Raw genomic sequence first — 18,291 nt, 5'->3', positions numbered from 1 at the left:
TATAACTTTTGGATGATCCTTAAAAAGGGGGAAATGAGAATGTTGCTGTGTTCTTTATTATTATGCCCCGCTCTATATTTTTTAAACATCTTTTTCAAAAAAAAATTCTTTTTTTATTGTTTCCAGGTTTGATTGAAAAAGTTGGGCCTTCTCTGAAGAAATCGTTTGGCCCCCATATCTTACTTCTTCGTATACTTGAAAGAACTCGTCCTGCACGACCCATTCCATTCGTCGGAACCAATCACGAACTGTCTCACTTTTAGCCCGGTTATAAGTATAGAATGAAGCCTCTACTTCAAATTGTTGATACTTCTCTCTTAATAGAGACGTATCCACTTTATACAGGGATTGCTGACCAATGTGTTCATGCTCTTCTTTTTGATCTTCTAATTCTTTATTCAAATAATGAATTACACTTGGCTCTGCAATTAGCTCATCTGGTTTGTTTTTCATTAAAAATCGAAGGAAAAGTATAATCGCCAGGATAGCTAAAACAATGAAGATTAATTCAAATGGAAATGCTCCTCCTAAAGTTTCGGATACAACTTCTTGTGGTTCAAGTTCCGTTTGCTCTTCTGAAGGGATACGTTCCATTTCTTCCGGAATTTTTATTTCTAACTTATTTAATAACTTGTCTAGATATTCCAATAGAGGGACAAATGGAATGATAGCTATAGTCATCACCTTACCTAGAAGAAAACCGAACCCAGTTCTTAACAATGGTATTGTAAAATAAACCAACATTGATAAACCAACTACAAAAACTAATCCGATAGAAAATCCACCTGCCACGTGAGACAAGGAAGCTGAATTTTGTTTATTTGTGCTTATCCACACAGCATATAGTCTCGTTGCACCTTGGATCACAATACCTAAAATGACGATGCTATATAAAGGAAAAATATAGTCCTCAATCCCAATGATTAAGCAAATAAAATGAACTACTAAAAATACTAGGAAGAAACTCAAATGATAATTACTTTCTACTGACTGTTCATCTTGAATTTTATTAAATCGTATTTGTAGGCGCCATATAGATATTCCCGTACCAATTATGTATAACCAGAGTGGGCTATTAAAAAGAAATAGTATTAGTAAAACACTCATAGGAACTATATACGGAATTATTGGCCTTGGACCAGTTTTACTCATGATTATTTGCACGCAGCTCACAATGAATAGCTGAAGTATAATCCATAAAAAAGGTAACACGATATTCGTTTCCTGATGAAAAATAACGGACACTAATGCGATTATCCATATATCTTGTAGGTATTTGCCCAGGGACTCCGCTTGAACCATTTTCGAACTAAGAACTTCATTCATTAGATATGCCCCCTACCTTTGTAGACGCCATTAATATTACATTCGTGCTCTGTTCCCATCGATGGAGCCACAATGTAAAATTATCTACATGAGGCGTCATTACATACGTCACCACTGGTAACTCCTCATGTATATCTATGTAGGCTAGTAATTTATCAAAAGGAATAATACTATTAGCTATCGATAGGATGGAAAGCAATTCCATTGCTTGGATACGATGCGAATCCCCACTACCAAGTGGTAGATGTACAAAAGGAACTTTTCCTGTTGCTCGGATATTTATAGCAAATGAGAAAGGGATCTCTTCTCTGTAGCAAGCATCTATGTAGGAAGCTAGCCATTCTATTTTTTCTTCAAAATCAGAAAGAACGCTGTATCTTTCCCCAACATTAACAACAAATAGAGCAGACACATTGGCCACACGTGTAAAAACTTTTGTTTGTAATTGTCCCGTCTTTGCACTAGCCTTCCAATGTATATGATGAAATTGATCGCCAGGCTCGTATTCCCGTGTACCTACAGGGAAGAAAGGATCATCAAACAAAGAAGAATTCAAAGGTAAGTCACCTTGCTTCAATTTAGATGGTGGAAAATTAGTGTTCACTTCATTTATAGTAGGAAAAACAATAGCATCCATTAATATAAACGGCTTGTACTCCAGTAATATAGATCCTTCTGTTAATGGATGAGGTATCAGTACTTCGAGCTGTCTAATTCTAGCAAGGCCTCTAGTTATCCCTTTAATAGGTACCTTTAAGGAAACTGTTTTTTTATATCCTATTGAAAAAGGAATTCTAACCTCGTGAAACTCCCCTATAGTTGTATTGGCTATACCATCTGGAGCTATATTCGTTTGGAAACTAATTTTTAGAACTGCGTTCCAAATTGGGAGTCCTTTGTTGTGAAAAGTCAATGTAAAATCAGAGGAAGTGTTTTTCATTAAACGTATTCTTTTTTTTTCATTTACAAATTCGAACCTTTTTCCAACTCGGTGATAATAAATTATTTGTAACAGTGCTACTATCAATAAAAATGAAATAATGGTTACTAAAATATACTGCTTAAATAGAAAGCAGAGAATAAGAGAAAATACTAGAATATCTATATACATTCTAGTATTCTTCATACCTGCACCATGACGATTCCAATTCATCGCACATTAGCCTCCACTGGTGCTTCCACCTCTTCAACTATTGTTGTTAAAATCTCTGCTAAATTATGAATTAGCATTCCTTGAGGTGATAACTTCATGCGGTGAAGACATACTGGTTCGATAACACTCTTCACATCATCCGGTGTTACAAATGTTCTGTTGTTCACAAATGCATATGCCTTCGCTGCTTGGAGAATAGCCAGAGAAGCGCGGCTACTAAGTCCAAGTTCTATGTAAGGGTGATTCCTTGTACTATGCACAATTTGAATAATATAGGTCATGATATCCTCATGCACGGTTATTTCTTTCACTTGTTCAGACCACGTCTCGATCTGATCCAGCGATACGATTTTCTCTATATTTATTTTTCCTGGAGTGCGACCAAATTGTTTTAGAATAGTTTTTTCTTCATCCTTTGAAGGATAATCTATCGTCAATTTAAACAAAAAACGATCTAACTGCGCTGCTGGCAATGGAAAAGTTCCTTGTTGTGATTCGACAGGATTTTGTGTGGCAATTACCATAAATGGTTTTAACAGAGGAATTGTTTCCCCATCTATTGAGACCTGCTTTTCTTCCATTGCTTCTAACAAACTTGACTGGGTTCGAGGAGTAGCACGATTAATCTCATCAGCTAGCAATATATTACTCATTATTGGTCCTACGCGAAGAACAAATTCTTGTTTTTGCGGATGAAAATAACTAATGCCTGTAACATCTGAAGGTAATACATCTGGAGTAAACTGTAGACGCTTAAATTCACCATGAATAGCTTCTGCAAAAGCTTTAGCCATCATTGTTTTACCGGAGCCAGGAACACTTTCCAATAGTACATGCCCCTGCACTAACAACCCCATTAACATAAATTTTATTTCTGTTTCTCTCCCAATTATAGCTTTGTTCAGTTCTTGTTGTAATAATGATATATTACTCAATCTACTCTCTCCCCCTATTATCCTTCTATTTTTGTTTCTATATCACTCATATCAGTATATTGGAAATCATTTAATAATTGATCTAATTCTTCACTTAACTTAATCGTTTCATTGTTTAAGATTCCTTTTTCTATCGCGCACTTTATCATTTTTTCTCTTGTAACCTCTAATTGATTTGACCTTGTTTCTGACATACTGAATCGCCCCTTTTAAAAATGTATATTCTTTAAATTATACCTATTTTTGAAAAGCGCTAAACCAATAAACGGACGACAATTAATGACATCCTTAGCTTCTAGCTACGTCTAAATAAGTGTATACTACTTGCCCACCTTGTTTTGCATTACCAGAAAAGTGTTTAAAATCCTCTCGCAAAACTAATACTTTTCTAAAAGCTAGAAATTCATTTTTTTCGATGACTATTTCTTTAATATCTCTATTTTTAAGCATATTTAGTTTTTTTTCATATGATTCATGCATATATCTCATTCCTTTCACAAATATTTTAAGATTTTCAGTGAAAATACTTTACGTACTCCTTATTTTAAGGCAAACTGTATTATATTACGTTCTTAAGGGGATGGGGCACTCTATGAAAATAGCTGAAGTTGGTAATATTATTGAATTCAAAGATGGTCTTCAAGGCATTGTAGAGAAAGTCAATGAAAATTCTGTAATCGTTAACTTAACTTATATGGAGAACTTTAACGAGCTTGAGGCAGAAGAAAAGACAGTTATAAATCATAAGCGTTATAAAATATTATATAGTAATGAAGATTAAACGTCATGCCGTTCCTCTCAAAAGATGGACGGTTTTTTAAATATAAGAAGGATGTGTATTATGTTTCGTCAATTATCCATTTATCAGTTAGTATTTTCACTATTTCTTGCTTACTTTTTGTCCTGGATTACTTTTTCGAACGAAGAAGTTTTTTGGTACTTTTATACGTTTTCTGTGTTTTTCCTAATGGCAGCTTTTTTTTACTTTTCAAAAATGGAAGAAGACAACAATTCAGTTCGCTTAATTTTTCTTGGAGTTATGTTCGGGGTGCTTGCTTATGCAGGCATTCTAGTATCATACTTATTAATCGACATGGGACCAGCTAGTTGGACAAATAGTATAGATAAATTTCTAAATCATTTTGGACCATCCGCTATCTGGCATTATCTCCTGTTAGTATTCATCATCGCTCCTGGGGAAGAGGTATTTTGGAGAGGACTAATCCAACAAAAATTAAAAAAATTTATGAAGCCTAAATATGCTGTTGTGTTAAGTTCGTTACTATTTGGATTGTCGTTCATTTTCACTGGTTTTTGGATAGGTATATTAGGAGGATTTTTCGTAGGGATCATCTTTGGTATACTATATGAGTGGAAACGTAGTATTACTGCAATTGTTCTCGCCCATATCACATTGCTTGTTCTATTGTTTTTAATATTACCCATCACTTGAAACATATGAAAAATCTTTTCGTCAATATGAGCGAGTACTTTGTTAGCCAACAATCGCTGAGATTCTGTAGCAACTTGAGATGCTAAAATTGAACAAGTATTGAATGAAAAGCAAAGACTTTATTTTATAAAAGGGAGCTGAATAAGGATGAAAAAAATTTATACGCTACTTTCTATACTATTACTAACAGTAATTCTCACAGCTTGTGGGACAAGTACAACAACCGAGAAACAGGATAGTAATACACAAGAAACTGAAAATACGGAAGTAACAACTTCCCCAGAAGTAACGGAAAATAGTGAGGTTGATACAACACAAGCTGCTTCACCTGAGAAAGAATTAGAAGGGACCGCAACGGAAAGTGATAGTAATAAATATTCCATCACTGTGTTGGAGGGCTATGAGTTAACTGCTGAAGAACCAAATAAAGACCTATTATTTAACCAAGAAAACGATTTACAATCTATGCGTATCGAAACTTTCTCGGCAGAGGAAATTACTCTTGAAGAAATTCAAGAGAATATAATGGCTTCATTGCAAGCATCCAATGAATCTTCTACTGTTACAGAAATTACGGACGACAATATGATTCCTACACATGATTCTATCAAAAATGTTTCTGCTCATCAGATCGATACAACTGATGGCAAAGTTTCTGGATATGTATTTGAACGTGATGGATTGCTCGTTAAGTTAACTGTTTTTGACACAGCTGCTACACCTGCACTTGAGAAATTTGTACAAATGGCTGAAACAATTAAATCTAAATAATTACAGTACTCGCTATATTATTAACCGACTAATTATTGAAGGAGTGGTCATGACTAACGTCATGACCACTCCTTTTTTTAAAATATCTTTTTAAAACAGACTAGTACTTTTCTTGAAAACTAGAGCGTGATCCATTCGAAGATTCAATTTCACTCACTATCTCTTTCGGTAAAAAACAAAAACCCCGCTCACATTGCAAGGTTCAAAGGATAAAATATTAGTATGATAAGTTTTTAATTGATAAACCTAACTTTTTTGTAAGTTCAATGACTTCCTGCTTTTCATCTTCGGATAATGCACCCATAAGACTTACTAATTGTTCCTCATGGCGCGGAAATAGTTCATCCATAAACAACGTACCTTCTTCGGATATTTCTGCATATGTTACACGTCTATCCGTAGGACTCGATACTCTTTTAACATACCCTCGTCCTTCTAATTTATCAACTACATACGTAATAGAACCACTTGCCAACAAAATTTTGTTACCAATTTGCTGAAGGGGTTGTTTACCTTTATGATATAAAAGCTCTAGTACAGCAAATTCGGTTGGATTTAAACCATTTTCTTGAAAAAACTGATTCGTACATTCATGGATTACTTTATGGGCACGAGATAATACTATGAATAGTTTTAATGCACTGTTTGACTGTTCAGCTGTCATATTTCGTCATCCTCACCTATATAAAATACATTACCCACTATTATATAGGTCTAAGCTTTGAAATGTCAAAAAGCTTTATAAACTATTATTTAATGGAAGGACAAATTCAAAAGTAGTACCTTGTTCTACTACACTACTAACTTCTATATTTCCACCATGCTCTTCAATTACTTTGTAAACATGTGAGAGCCCTAGACCTGTCCCGGTTGATTTAGTAGTGAAAAAAGGTTGAAAAATTTTATTGATATGTTCATCATCAATGCCTTGTCCTTCATCACAGACAGAAATACTAACAAACTTCCCTATCTTATAAGAAATATTAATATTAATATTTCCCCCATCAGGCATTGCTTCCATTCCATTTTTAATAGCGTTTACAAATACCTGCTTAAGTAGCTGACTATCGCCAATTACCTGACACTCTCCGTTTGTTTGGCTAGTAACATGAAGGTTGATTGATTTTAGTAATGCTTGGGGACCCATAAAGCTCACTACTTCTAGTATTATCTCTTCAATATTTATGACAGTAAACTTAGATTTACTTGGTTTCGAGAGCTCTAAAAATTGAGTAAGTATTTCTTCCATTTTATTGATTTCTTCATTAATTACAGTTAAGTAACGCTTCGCATCATCCGTTGCATTTTGAGTTAATAATTGAGTAAAACCTTTCAAAGATGTCATAGGATTTCGAATTTCATGTGCTATTCCTGCTGCTAATTGGCCTAATGTTCGCAGTGATTCCGATTGATCCAATCTTTTCTTCATATATATTTTTTCCGATTCATCACTAATTTCTAATAAATATAAATCACTATCACTTTGTTTAGAAATTACTACATGTACATATTTATATTCACCAACGATCGGTTGGTATTCCATATGATTTTCCAAATATCCTTCTTTTTTAAGTTTTTTTACTAGGAACTTTTTCTCCTCATCACTTACACTAAACATCTCACATAAATCATTAGTATGATTACCAACATAGTCATCTTTGTTGATGTCTAGAATTTTTTCGGCATATGAATTCATATCTAATAATATCCCTTTGTCATTAATAAATATAAGTCCACTCGAGAAAAGCTCGAATATATTCCCTAAATTTTCTTTATATTCATATTTTGTTAACAAGAAAACACCCGCCTTTTCGGATTATTTCCACCACAAGATTGAAAAACAGAGATTTTATTTATACATGATTATTTATTCTGATTATTCCACAATGACGGACAGATTGACATAATTCTTTTGACCTATATTGTCGACAGTAGTAATGACTGATACAATAGAAATACTAATAAAGGAGTTTATGAACAATGAATATTATATTAACTACATTGAATGCTAAGTTTATACATACAAACTTGGCACTACGCTGTTTAAAAGCATATGCTGAACCCGAGTATCACCCCTTAATAGTTGAATATACCATTAAAGATCCAACGTTTAATATTGTGGCAGACCTTTATCAAAAGAAGCCTAATGTAGTTGGTTTTAGCTGTTATATTTGGAACATTGAAGAAACAATAAAAGTTATTAAAATGCTAAAAACTGTGGACCCATCTGTTGTTGTCGTTTTAGGTGGTCCTGAAGTTTCTTATGATACTAATGTCTGGCTTCGACAAATTAGAGAAATAGATTACGTAGTTGTCGGTGAAGGAGAACAGTCCTTTAAAGATTTACTAAATTATTTATCAGATAAACAAACTATAAAAGATGTTCCTGGTTTAGCTTATGTTCGAGATGACAAATTTATACTTAATCCGCTACCTCCAAAACTCGATTTAAGATTATCTCCCTCCCCCTATCGTTTTGTAGAAGATCTACCTGATTTGTCGAAACGTATTGTCTATGTAGAAACAAGTAGAGGGTGCCCCTTCTCTTGTCAATTTTGCTTATCTTCTATAGAAGTTGGGGTTCGATATTTTAACCGTGACAAAGTCAAAGAGGATATTCGTTATTTGATGGAAAATGGTACAAGAATCATTAAATTTGTGGATCGAACATTTAATATTAGTCGAAGTTATGCGATGGAAATGTTCCAATTTTTAATTGACGAACATCAACCGGGAGTTGTTTTTCAATTCGAAATAACTGCAGATATAATGCGTCCTGAAGTAATTCAATTTTTAAACGACAATGCTCCAGCAGGATTATTCCGTTTTGAAATAGGTGTTCAATCTACAAATGATTTAACAAATGAACTTGTACAACGTCGCCAGAACTTTGAAAAGCTAAAACGTACTGTAACTATGGTTAAAAGTGGTGGAAAGATTGCCCAACATTTAGATTTGATCGCAGGTCTTCCAGAAGAAGATTATTCTTCATTTAGAAATACTTTTAATGAAGTCTTCGAAATGCGTCCGGAGGAACTTCAGTTAGGTTTTCTAAAATTACTTCGTGGTACTGGACTAAGAGTTGAAGCCCAGAAATATGGCTACGTTTATGTAGACCAAGCCCCATACGAAATATTTTCAAATAATGTGTTAACCTTCGATGATATTTTGCGTATTAAACAAGTAGAAGATGTTCTGGAGAAGTATTGGAATGCTCACCGGATGGACCGCACATTAGAGTATTTATTCGAACATGTATTTGAATCTCCTTTCGATTTCTTCCAACAGTTCGGTACATTCTGGGAAGAGCGGAATTGGTCTAGAATCGGTCATCAATTGGAGGATTTATATACTAGACTTTATACGTTCTTGGAAGGTCTAGAACATATTTCATTGCCTACTATTCGAAGTGTTATGAAATTAGATTATTTATCTAACCAAAAGTTTCAACCTCGTAAGCCTTGGTGGAATAATGACCTTAGTAAGGAAGAACAATCCAAGATGTATAAATTATTGCTAGATAATCCAGAGCTTGCTGGAGAGTCCTTTACAACGCTTCAGCTGAATGAAAGAGAATTATACAAACAAACGTTCATCACACCAGTTTCTATTGATGTAGATGCATTTATGCAAGGATCTATAGAAGAAAAAGAAGGATATCTACTGACTACCTTTGGTAAATCAGAGTTTCCTCACTTATCATTTGTGCACAAATAATATAGAGCCTTTCTTATTTTTCTAAAATAAAACGAGCTATCCGTAAAGGAATAGCTCGTTTTTTCATTCACCCAATAATTACACGTTCTTTCGGATAATGATACTTTGTTTTGTTATGCTTACCTCCTAATGTGAATAAGAAGGAGATTAATCCAACTCTACCTATGAACATCAGAATCATAATAATAACCTTTCCAATATTCGACAAATCCCCTGTAATACCTAGACTCATACCACAAGTTCCAAAAGCAGAAGTAATTTCAAATATTAAGGAGGAAATTGGAACTCCAGGCTCTGTTACAGTAAGAAGTATGGTAGCAGTGAAAACCATTACTAAAGCTAGAATAATAACAGCATACGAGCGATACACATCTATTAAGTGAATCTCCCGACCAAAAATTTGGATATTCTCTTTGCCCCTTGAAAAATGGATTAAAAATAGAAGCGCAATAGCGAAAGTTGTAGTACGAATTCCGCCTCCAACAGAACTAGGTGAAGCACCAATGAACATTAAAACACTCATCAAAAAATTGGTGCCTTCGCTAAATATAGTAACGTCTATCGTCGTTAGTCCTGCTGACCGCGTGGAAATTGAATGAAAAAATGCAGTAAAAAACTTCTCGTGCCACGGCATACTTTTAAATGAATTAAAAAATTCTAATATAAAAATCATAACAGTTCCAAATAGCAACAATGCTCCATATGTAATGGTCGTTAACTTCGTAAACAAAGAAAAGCGGAAATTCTTATTTTTGTTCGATAAAAACTCTTTTACCTCAATTAAAACTGGAAAACCTATCGCTCCAAAAACGATTAATATTCCTGTAATCGTTTGAACAAAATAATCATTATGATATGCATATAATGATTGCCCAGTAATATCAAACCCAGCATTAGTTGTTGCGGATACAGATGTGAATATTCCATGAATTGCTGCCTGTTTTATCGTATCAAAATACTGTGTAAAATAGACAGTTAATAGCGCTGCGCCAATAGTTTGGACAAGCAAGAGAATTTTAACAATCTCTTTTATTAGATGAACGACGCCTGATAAGTTAGATTGATTGTGATCAACCATTATTAACTGCCTTTCACGTAAACCAATCTTCTTCCCAGCTATTAACCAGACAAAAGTCCCTAGTGACATAATTCCAATTCCACCAAGTTGTAAAATAAGAATAATCATGAAATAACCAAAGACACTATATGTATCCAAAATACTGACTGCAGTCAAACCAGTAACAGAGACTGCGCTCACTGCCGTGAACAAACTATCAATGAATGCGACTTCTACACCAGGTTTATGCACTCCTGGAAGAGAAAGTAGAACTACTGAAATAGCTATAGCAATAAAATAATACGTAACAATTACTTGAGCAGGTGTAAATTTTAATCTCTTTTTAAGTTGTGGCTGCTTCATTATTTTATTTCCTTTCAACATTTCGAGTAATCATTATCTCATTGTAAAAAAAAAAAGCGTAAAAAGATAGCTAAAACTATCTTTTTACGCTTTTACTCTAATTATTTTGCTTCTTTTTTCTGTTTTGCAACACCTAAAAGGTATCCACCAATAGCAATCGCAAGTAATACGATCCAGAAAGTTAACTTCCATGGAGTAGAATGTGGGAAATGCTCATCTAACACGCCAACGTTTGGATGTGATAAAGTCATAACAGTAAGTTTAACCCCAACCCATCCTACGATTAAGAATGCAGCTGTTTCTAATGTAGGCATCTTCTCTAGTAATTGTACGAATTTATGTGCAGCAAATCGCATAATTATTAGACCAATGATTCCGCCTAGGAACATAACTGCGAATTGCCCTCCATTAATACCACCAATTTCATAAGTTCCCCAATATGGTAATGTTACTGCTATTGCAACTGCAGCTAGCATAGAGTCAATAGCAAATGCTATATCTGCAAGCTCTACTTTTAATACAGTCATCCAGAAACCGGATCCTTTTTTAGGCTCCATTCCTTCCACATCTATATGTGGTCCAGGGCTTTTACGTTGATCATAAATATGTTTTATAGATATGAATAACAAGTATGCCGCTCCTAATGCTTGAACCTGCCAAATATTCACCAAGAAAGTAATCATGAATAACGCTAAAAATCTAAATACAAAAGCACCTAGTAAACCGTAAAACAATGCTTTTTTCTGTTGCGCCTTCGGTAAATGTTTTACCATTACAGCCATTACGACTGCATTATCGGCTGCTAATAATCCTTCTAAACCAACTAGAACTAATAACACCCAACCGTATTCCAATAATATTGCCGTGTCCATAAAAAAATCCTCCTTTTTTGCATATAAAAAGACCCATGCCTTAAAAAGGCAAAGGTCTTGCTAAGCAAAAATATTATAATTGCTATCATAACCGGTGGCATAACCACGTAATGACGACTATGAAATAGGTTTCCCTATAGCTACTCCCCTTTGACGTTAGTCAAAAGTTTATTTAATTATGTTCTAATTATACCATTATTCTTCCTCTTGTAAACTAATAACTACTATATGCTACATTAACGATTCGTATGATTATCACTTTTAATCTGCTAAAACGTCTTAAATATATGAGGGCTCAAGTTCACTTTATCGGAATATGAAAAGAAGTGTCATTCTTATGCTTATTATAGAATTCTATCATTGTCGGTACCGTTTGAATGAAGTCTGGACATGTAATATCTCCTTTGGCAAGAATACTTTCAGCATTTGTCGTATCAAATGTGGCATTCCATGTTAGATAATCTAATGTTTCTTTTTCAACTTGTAAGAATTTCCTTACTGGAGACAAAGTAACTGCGGTTTTCGCAATTGGTAGCGGGAGCCTACCTTTAGGATACTTTCCTGTAAGTTCTTTTACGAATGCTCTATATACCTCTTCCACTGGATAAGGATTGGGATCAGTTAAATGAAGCGTTTTACCAATGGCTTCTTCGCTATGTGAACAATAGATGGCTGCTTTCGTTATGTAATCACTTGGAACTACGTTTATACATGCAGTGGATTTACCTAAATACGGGAGAAAAGGAAGCTTTCTTAGATTAGAAATCATATTTACAAAGAAGTATGGACCATCAAATTTAATCGTTTCTCCAGTTTCTGAGTGGCCTCTTACAATTCCCGGTCGAATAATTGTAACGGGTATTGTTTCCTTTAACTCTTCAACAAGTAATTCAGCCTCATATTTTGTTTCTTCGTAATGGTTTTTAAATCCTGCAGGACGAATTAATTCTGTTTCTAATAATTTCCCTTCTCTCAAACCTGCAACATAAGCCGTACTAAAATATGTATATCGCTTTAGTTTAGAGAACTGTGTAACTACTCTATTAAACATTTCTGTACCGTGAACATTTACTTTCCATGCAATTTCTTTAGGGACAGCTAAATCATATATAGCGGCAAGATGCCAAATATATTCGACTTCGTCTCGTAAATTTTCAAGTGTATTCTTAATAATCCCCGCGTCCGGTAGAGTTATATCTCCTTCTATTATTTCAATAGTTTGAGAATGGTGTTGATCTTGATAAATTTCAGCAATCATTTTTTCCGCTAAACCAGTTTGTGAAGGGAGTACAAGTACATATATTTTGGAATAAGCATCCTGCTTTCTTAACTCTTTAATGATATTCTTTGCCAAAAAGCCTGGAAATCCTGTTATTAATGCTGACGACAATAAAAACACCCCTTTTTTACAGTATACAAAAAAAGAGTCTCCAACTGAAGACTCTTTTCCCTATTTTACAGAATATTTGGATGTTTCCTTCTGGTTTCTTTATCAAATAGACTATAGATGACCGGAACTACGTATAGTGTGAGGAAAGTGGAGCTTATTAATCCCCCTATTACTGTGATTGCCATTGGCTGATTAATCTCGGTACCTTCCCCAATTCCTAAAGCTAATGGTACTAAGCCTAATATTGTCGTCAATGCTGTCATCAGTATTGGACGTACACGATCACGTACAGATGTAATAATTGCATCATATGAAGACATACCATCCCTTTTACGTTGGTTAATATAATCGACCAACACAATACCATTGTTTACAACAATTCCCACTAGTATTAAAATTCCTATTATAGCAGAAATACTTATTGGTAAATTAGTCGCAAATAGTCCAATGAAAATACCTATCACCACGAGTGGAACAGTGAACATAATTACAAAAGGATATTTGAATGATTCAAACTGTGCTGCCATCACTATAAACACCAATACTACAGCAAGTATTACCGCTAAAATCATATCATTCTTGGAGTTATCTAATAATTCTCGATCGCCTCCAAAAGATACGGCAATATCCTCTGTAAATTTCTGTTCCTGAATAATCTCATCGATTAAATCTGACATCTCACCTAGCGAATACGCTGACTCATATTTTACTGAAAATGAGATTGCACTAGCTTGATCGACACTTCGAATTGCTACAGGTCCTTCTGCTATATCAATTGTCGCAATTTCTTCCAGAGCAATGTACTGACCTGAAGGAGTACGTAATTGCAATTGCTTCAACTGCTCTAGATTACTTCTATACTTTTCATCAAACTTTACATACACACCTAAAACTTGATCATTTTCATCAATAATTTGAGAAGTTAATACCCCTCTCGTCATATTATTTACTGTCTGAGCTATTTGCGCAGGAGCAATTCCATAATCTATAGCATTCTCTCGAATGACATTTATCTGAACTTCTTCTACTTTAGTAGTTAAATCATTTGTAACTTGGACAACTCCATCTAAGCTGGTTAAATCTTGCTGTAATTGATTCACTGCTGTGTCTAATTTTTTCTTATCGTTAGACAACACAGTAAATGACACAACATTCGGAGAAGAACCAGAAGCAGTTTGGACATTGAAATTTATCTCTGCATCAGCTCCGACAGCTTTTACCACCTTAGGTTGCACTTCATCTACAAAAGTGAAAACAGAACGATTTCTATCCTCTAATGCTTTTAATTTCACAGAAATTTCTGCTGTATTAGAATTTGCACTTCCTCTAGACTGTCCTTCTTGACTGCCTCCAACAAAGCTGACATAAACCTCGATATCCTCTTCTTTTTTTAGAATTTTTTCTACTTTCTTGACTACTTTATCAGTAGCTGCAAAAGAAGAGCCCTTTTCTAGATCTACCGCAATAGTAACAAATCCTTCATCTGTAGCGGGTAGAAATTCTGTCCCAACGCGGAATAAGCCGATAGTCGAAACTACTAAAAGAATCACAGTAATTATTAATATCATGGCACGATGACCTAAAGTCCACTTAATCGATCGTTCGAAATTACTATACGTTTTCGACCTTCTTCTTCTAGCCTCTATATTTCCTTTTGGCTTTTTCAATAATTTACTTGCCATCATCGGAATAACAGTAATGGCTACTACTAATGATGCAAACAAGCTGAAAGATATCGTAAGCGCAAATTCTGTGAATATCTGTCCAATTAGACCAGATAAAAAGAGAACTGGAACAAACACAGCTACCGTAGTCAAAGTCGAAGCAGTTATAGCACCTGCTACCTCCTTCGTTCCAATACTGGCAGCTTCTTTTGGTGTTTTTCCTAACCCTAAATGTCGTTCAATATTCTCAATAACAACAATGGAGTTATCCACAAGCATCCCTATACCAAGAGCTAATGCCCCTAACGTCATAATATTTAGAGAAAAACCAGCAAAATACATAAGAACAAACGTGACAATAACGGAATACGGAATAGCAACCCCAACTATAATAGGACTTCTTATGCCCTTTAAGAATATAAATAATATAACCATTGCCAGTAATCCACCCGTTATAAGAGTAGTTCCAATATTATTAATGGCAATTTTCACATAGTCACCTTGGTCAAAAAGTATATTGGCATTTACATTTTGAAACGCCTTTTTCTCCAATTGCTTATCTAATGCTTCTTGAAAAGATGTGGAGACATTAGCTGTATTAGCACTAGATTCTTGGAAAACTGATAGTAAAACAGCCGGTGCATCGTTAGCTCTAGTTTCCGAAAACTGCTTTGCCTTTGTTAAATCTACCGTTGCTACATCAGCAATTGTAACTTCCGTTCCATCTAACGGGTTAACTGTGACAACTAAGTTTTTAATATCATCTACAGACGTTAGTGTACTAATGATACGAGTAGTAAGTGATTTATCCTCGTTTGTTTCAACGGGATTACCTGGAAGGGAAATATTATTTACTTGAATGACTTGTACAATATCTGACTGTGTAAGTCCTTTAGCTTTTAATTTCTCTTGATCCAGTAAAATCTGCACTTCTTCCACTAAAGAACCAGATATATTAACACTTGCAACTCCTTCAGTTCTTAACAGTTCTTTCTCTAATTGCTTAGCTATTAGCTGAATATCAGTTTCAGAATTCTCCGCATTCAGTGCAAGTTGGATAACCGGGAATTGGGCAGGGTCAAATTTAAGGAATCGTGGTTTGTCTGCTCCATCAGGGAGAGGAATAATATCGATACGCTGCATAACATCCATTTGAATGGCATCCATATCCGTAGACCAATCAAATTCTAGCAAGATGAAATTTGCCCCTTCTTGCGAAGTACTATTTACAGACTCAATTCCTGGCAAAGTGCTAAGTGAAGCTTCCAAAGGCTTCGTAATTTTCTCATCTACCTCAACTGGGCTTGCCCCTTGATAATTTGTAACAACTACTGCGATTGGTGGATTTAAATCTGGTATTAACGTAACAGGTATTTTAAAAAATGAAACCCCGCCCAGAATTATGATTAAGTACATTATAACAATTGTAAATACGGGTCTTTTTATAGAAAAGTCACTAATTTTCATTTTCGGGGGACCACCTTCTTATTGTGCTATTTATATCATATGCTCTACAGAAGAAGAGTTCAAATTTTTATCACATGTAAATAAATGACCCCATGAGATTGAACGCTATTACACGCTTTTTTCGGATTAATATTTCACTTGGAAAGTTATTGTGCCTCGAGAATGCTTAGTCTAGGATGACAGCAGTAATATATAGAGCTCCGAGAGGTATAACCACTGGAAGCGCTAGTATTTGGCTCTCGACCGCTAGTGAAACAATTTCCATTATTACAAAAGAAAGAGGTCACCTGATAGGCAACCTCTTGAAGATTAAAGTAAATTATAAAGTTTAATATGCTCGTATTTGTCTTGGAACCAACGAGTAGCGAACTCATTTTCAAACAGGAATACATAATTATCATATCGATCTCGGACAAGCATCGAGCGTGGACCTGTCATCGATTCCTTTACATCTTCCTCATTTTCAATCCATCGTGCTACTTTTGAGCCAATCGATTCCATTCGAACATCGACATTGTATTCGTTATTCATACGATGCTCAAACACTTCAAATTGAAGCTGTCCAACAGCACCTAAAATAACTTCTTCTGTATGAAGTGTCTTATAGTATTGGATTGCTCCTTCTTGCACTAACTGTTGGATTCCTTTATGGAAATGCTTCGACTTAAGTACGTTTTTAGCAGTTACTTTCACAAATAGTTCCGGTGTAAATTGAGGTAGCTTTTCATACGTAAATGCTTTTTTACCTCCAACAACGGTATCCCCTATTTGATAGTTCCCCACATCGTATAGCCCAATAATATCTCCCGCAACTGCTGTTTCAACTGTTTCACGGTCATCTGCTAAAAATTGTGTAGATTGTGTCACTTTGAAGGTTTTCCCCGTTCGAGCCAAAGTCACGGTCATTCCACGCTCAAATTTACCAGAGACAATTCGCACAAAAGCAATACGGTCACGATGAGCTGGATTCATATTTGCTTGAATTTTAAAGATAAACCCAGAAAAATCTTCATTTAGTGGATTTACTTCTTCCTCTTTTTCAGTCATTCGTGGCTGAGGGGTTGGAGCAAACTGTAAATAAGTCTCCAAAAATGTTTGAACCCCGAAATTTGTTAAAGCACTACCAAAAAATACTGGCGTTAAATCACCTGCAAGTACTTTTTTCTCATCAAAATCATTACCTGCTTCATTTAGCAGCATAATATCTTCCATAGCTTGAGTGTAATAAGAAGTCGCTTTCATCGAATGATCTACGGCAAGTTCTCCATTCTCATCTATAGGAAGAAATCTCTCTGATTCATCCGTACGGAATTGTTCAATCCGTCCATTAAAACGATCATAAATCCCTAAAAATTCTTTCCCCATACCTATTGGCCAGTTCATGGCATATGATTGAATACCTAGTACCTCTTCCAACTCTTCCATAAGTTCAAGAGGTTCTTTCCCTTGACGGTCAAGTTTGTTTATAAACGTAAAAATAGGAATTCCTCTCATACGACAAACTTTAAATAGTTTTAACGTTTGAGCTTCAATACCTTTTGCAGCATCGACTATCATAACTGCACTATCAACAGCCATTAGTGTACGGTACGTATCTTCACTAAAGTCCTGATGTCCAGGTGTATCCAATATATTTATACGACAATTATTATAGTCAAATTGCATAACCGATGATGTTACCGAAATTCCACGTTGCTTTTCGATTTCCATCCAGTCAGACGTTGCAAACTTCCCGGATTTTTTCCCTTTAACTGTACCTGCATCACGAATAGCTCCACCAAAGTACAAAAGCTTTTCCGTAATAGTCGTTTTACCAGCATCGGGATGGGAAATAATTGCAAAGGTTCTTCTTTTCAATATTTCATCTTGTAATTTTATATCCATTCTGTTATATCTCCTTCTTATTTCACTTTCTTATCATATGGATTTAGGGAGCAAAAAACAAGTAAAAAAAGTGTAAGTGCTTATGTTTACTCTGAAAATCATTGTAAACACCGCAGCAAAAACCATTTTCCTCTTTATCGAACCATATGTTATCACTCATGGAGCATGACGTTGAAGTTTGATAAAAAAAAGCGAAAGCGCCAATTTCGACCTAGAAATCACTTCAAAAATTGGTTAAA

16 protein-coding genes are annotated in these 18,291 nt (G+C 34.9%); 4 read left to right on the top strand and 12 right to left on the bottom strand.

Annotated features, from left to right (window positions below; translation table 11 throughout):
• Nucleotides 1-81 precede the first annotated feature (81 nt).
• From MKX53_RS05035 to MKX53_RS05015, 5 genes are all read right to left on the bottom strand, one after another.
• The gene (locus tag MKX53_RS05035; protein ID WP_340909620.1) at nucleotides 82-1,326 is read right to left on the bottom strand and encodes a hypothetical protein; all 1,245 of its coding nucleotides are present in this window, start codon (nucleotides 1,324-1,326) and stop codon (nucleotides 82-84) included.
• Complete coding sequence (locus MKX53_RS05030; protein WP_340909617.1) at nucleotides 1,319-2,479, bottom strand: DUF58 domain-containing protein; 1,161 nt, start codon at nucleotides 2,477-2,479, stop codon at nucleotides 1,319-1,321. The genes MKX53_RS05035 and MKX53_RS05030 overlap by 8 nt, the downstream gene beginning before the upstream one ends.
• Nucleotides 2,476-3,414 carry an AAA family ATPase gene (locus tag MKX53_RS05025; RefSeq protein ID WP_340909614.1) on the bottom strand — a complete coding sequence of 313 codons (939 nt, stop codon included), beginning with the start codon at nucleotides 3,412-3,414 and terminating at the stop codon, nucleotides 2,476-2,478. The genes MKX53_RS05030 and MKX53_RS05025 overlap by 4 nt, the downstream gene beginning before the upstream one ends.
• Nucleotides 3,415-3,431: 17 nt before the next feature.
• Nucleotides 3,432-3,608: an aspartyl-phosphate phosphatase Spo0E family protein gene (locus tag MKX53_RS05020; RefSeq protein WP_340761813.1), complete on the bottom strand. Its 177-nt coding sequence runs from the start codon at nucleotides 3,606-3,608 to the stop codon at nucleotides 3,432-3,434.
• Between the two features lie 94 nt (nucleotides 3,609-3,702).
• On the bottom strand, nucleotides 3,703-3,894 hold the full coding sequence (locus tag MKX53_RS05015; RefSeq protein ID WP_340909612.1) for a hypothetical protein: 192 nt from the start codon (nucleotides 3,892-3,894) through the stop codon (nucleotides 3,703-3,705).
• A gap of 112 nt (nucleotides 3,895-4,006) precedes the next feature.
• Between MKX53_RS05015 and MKX53_RS05010 the strand changes: the two genes are divergently transcribed.
• The 3 genes from MKX53_RS05010 to MKX53_RS05000 all read left to right on the top strand — a co-directional run bounded on the left by MKX53_RS05010 (nucleotide 4,007) and on the right by MKX53_RS05000 (nucleotide 5,638).
• Nucleotides 4,007-4,195, top strand: a complete 189-nt coding sequence (locus tag MKX53_RS05010; protein ID WP_093535505.1) for a YkvS family protein — start codon at nucleotides 4,007-4,009, stop codon at nucleotides 4,193-4,195.
• A gap of 60 nt (nucleotides 4,196-4,255) precedes the next feature.
• A complete protein-coding gene (locus MKX53_RS05005) occupies nucleotides 4,256-4,867 on the top strand; it encodes a CPBP family intramembrane glutamic endopeptidase (RefSeq protein WP_340909610.1) in 612 nt (203 codons plus the stop codon).
• Nucleotides 4,868-5,014: 147 nt separating this feature from the next.
• Nucleotides 5,015-5,638 carry a hypothetical protein gene (locus MKX53_RS05000; protein ID WP_340909608.1) on the top strand — a complete coding sequence of 208 codons (624 nt, stop codon included), beginning with the start codon at nucleotides 5,015-5,017 and terminating at the stop codon, nucleotides 5,636-5,638.
• 217 nt (nucleotides 5,639-5,855) lie between these two features.
• On the opposite strand, the gene MKX53_RS04995 is transcribed toward MKX53_RS05000, so the two are convergent.
• The gene (locus MKX53_RS04995; RefSeq protein WP_340768628.1) at nucleotides 5,856-6,302 is read right to left on the bottom strand and encodes a MarR family winged helix-turn-helix transcriptional regulator; all 447 of its coding nucleotides are present in this window, start codon (nucleotides 6,300-6,302) and stop codon (nucleotides 5,856-5,858) included.
• A gap of 75 nt (nucleotides 6,303-6,377) precedes the next feature.
• Nucleotides 6,378-7,433: an ATP-binding protein gene (locus MKX53_RS04990; RefSeq protein ID WP_340909606.1), complete on the bottom strand. Its 1,056-nt coding sequence runs from the start codon at nucleotides 7,431-7,433 to the stop codon at nucleotides 6,378-6,380.
• Between the two features lie 185 nt (nucleotides 7,434-7,618).
• Between MKX53_RS04990 and MKX53_RS04985 the strand changes: the two genes are divergently transcribed.
• Complete coding sequence (locus MKX53_RS04985) at nucleotides 7,619-9,355, top strand: B12-binding domain-containing radical SAM protein (protein WP_340909604.1); 1,737 nt, start codon at nucleotides 7,619-7,621, stop codon at nucleotides 9,353-9,355.
• 67 nt (nucleotides 9,356-9,422) lie between these two features.
• On the opposite strand, the gene MKX53_RS04980 is transcribed toward MKX53_RS04985, so the two are convergent.
• The 5 genes from MKX53_RS04980 to MKX53_RS04960 form a co-directional block, all read right to left on the bottom strand.
• Nucleotides 9,423-10,775, bottom strand: a complete 1,353-nt coding sequence (locus MKX53_RS04980; RefSeq protein ID WP_340768625.1) for a TrkH family potassium uptake protein — start codon at nucleotides 10,773-10,775, stop codon at nucleotides 9,423-9,425.
• A gap of 101 nt (nucleotides 10,776-10,876) precedes the next feature.
• Nucleotides 10,877-11,647 carry a TerC family protein gene (locus tag MKX53_RS04975; protein WP_093535520.1) on the bottom strand — a complete coding sequence of 257 codons (771 nt, stop codon included), beginning with the start codon at nucleotides 11,645-11,647 and terminating at the stop codon, nucleotides 10,877-10,879.
• Nucleotides 11,648-11,948: 301 nt separating this feature from the next.
• Entirely contained in the window at nucleotides 11,949-13,037 is a 1,089-nt protein-coding gene (locus MKX53_RS04970) for an SDR family oxidoreductase (RefSeq protein ID WP_340909602.1), read from the bottom strand.
• Between the two features lie 65 nt (nucleotides 13,038-13,102).
• Complete coding sequence (locus tag MKX53_RS04965; RefSeq protein ID WP_340909599.1) at nucleotides 13,103-16,168, bottom strand: efflux RND transporter permease subunit; 3,066 nt, start codon at nucleotides 16,166-16,168, stop codon at nucleotides 13,103-13,105.
• Between the two features lie 309 nt (nucleotides 16,169-16,477).
• Nucleotides 16,478-18,052 carry a peptide chain release factor 3 gene (locus MKX53_RS04960; protein ID WP_340909597.1) on the bottom strand — a complete coding sequence of 525 codons (1,575 nt, stop codon included), beginning with the start codon at nucleotides 18,050-18,052 and terminating at the stop codon, nucleotides 16,478-16,480.
• Between the last annotated feature and the right edge of the window lie 239 nt (nucleotides 18,053-18,291).

Source organism: Psychrobacillus sp. FSL K6-4615 (genome assembly GCF_038008225.1).
GTDB classification, from domain to species: Bacteria; Bacillota; Bacilli; order Bacillales_A; family Planococcaceae; genus Psychrobacillus; species Psychrobacillus psychrotolerans.
Note: the sequence above shows the minus strand (reverse complement) of the source record. Positions and strands in the feature narration are given on the sequence as shown.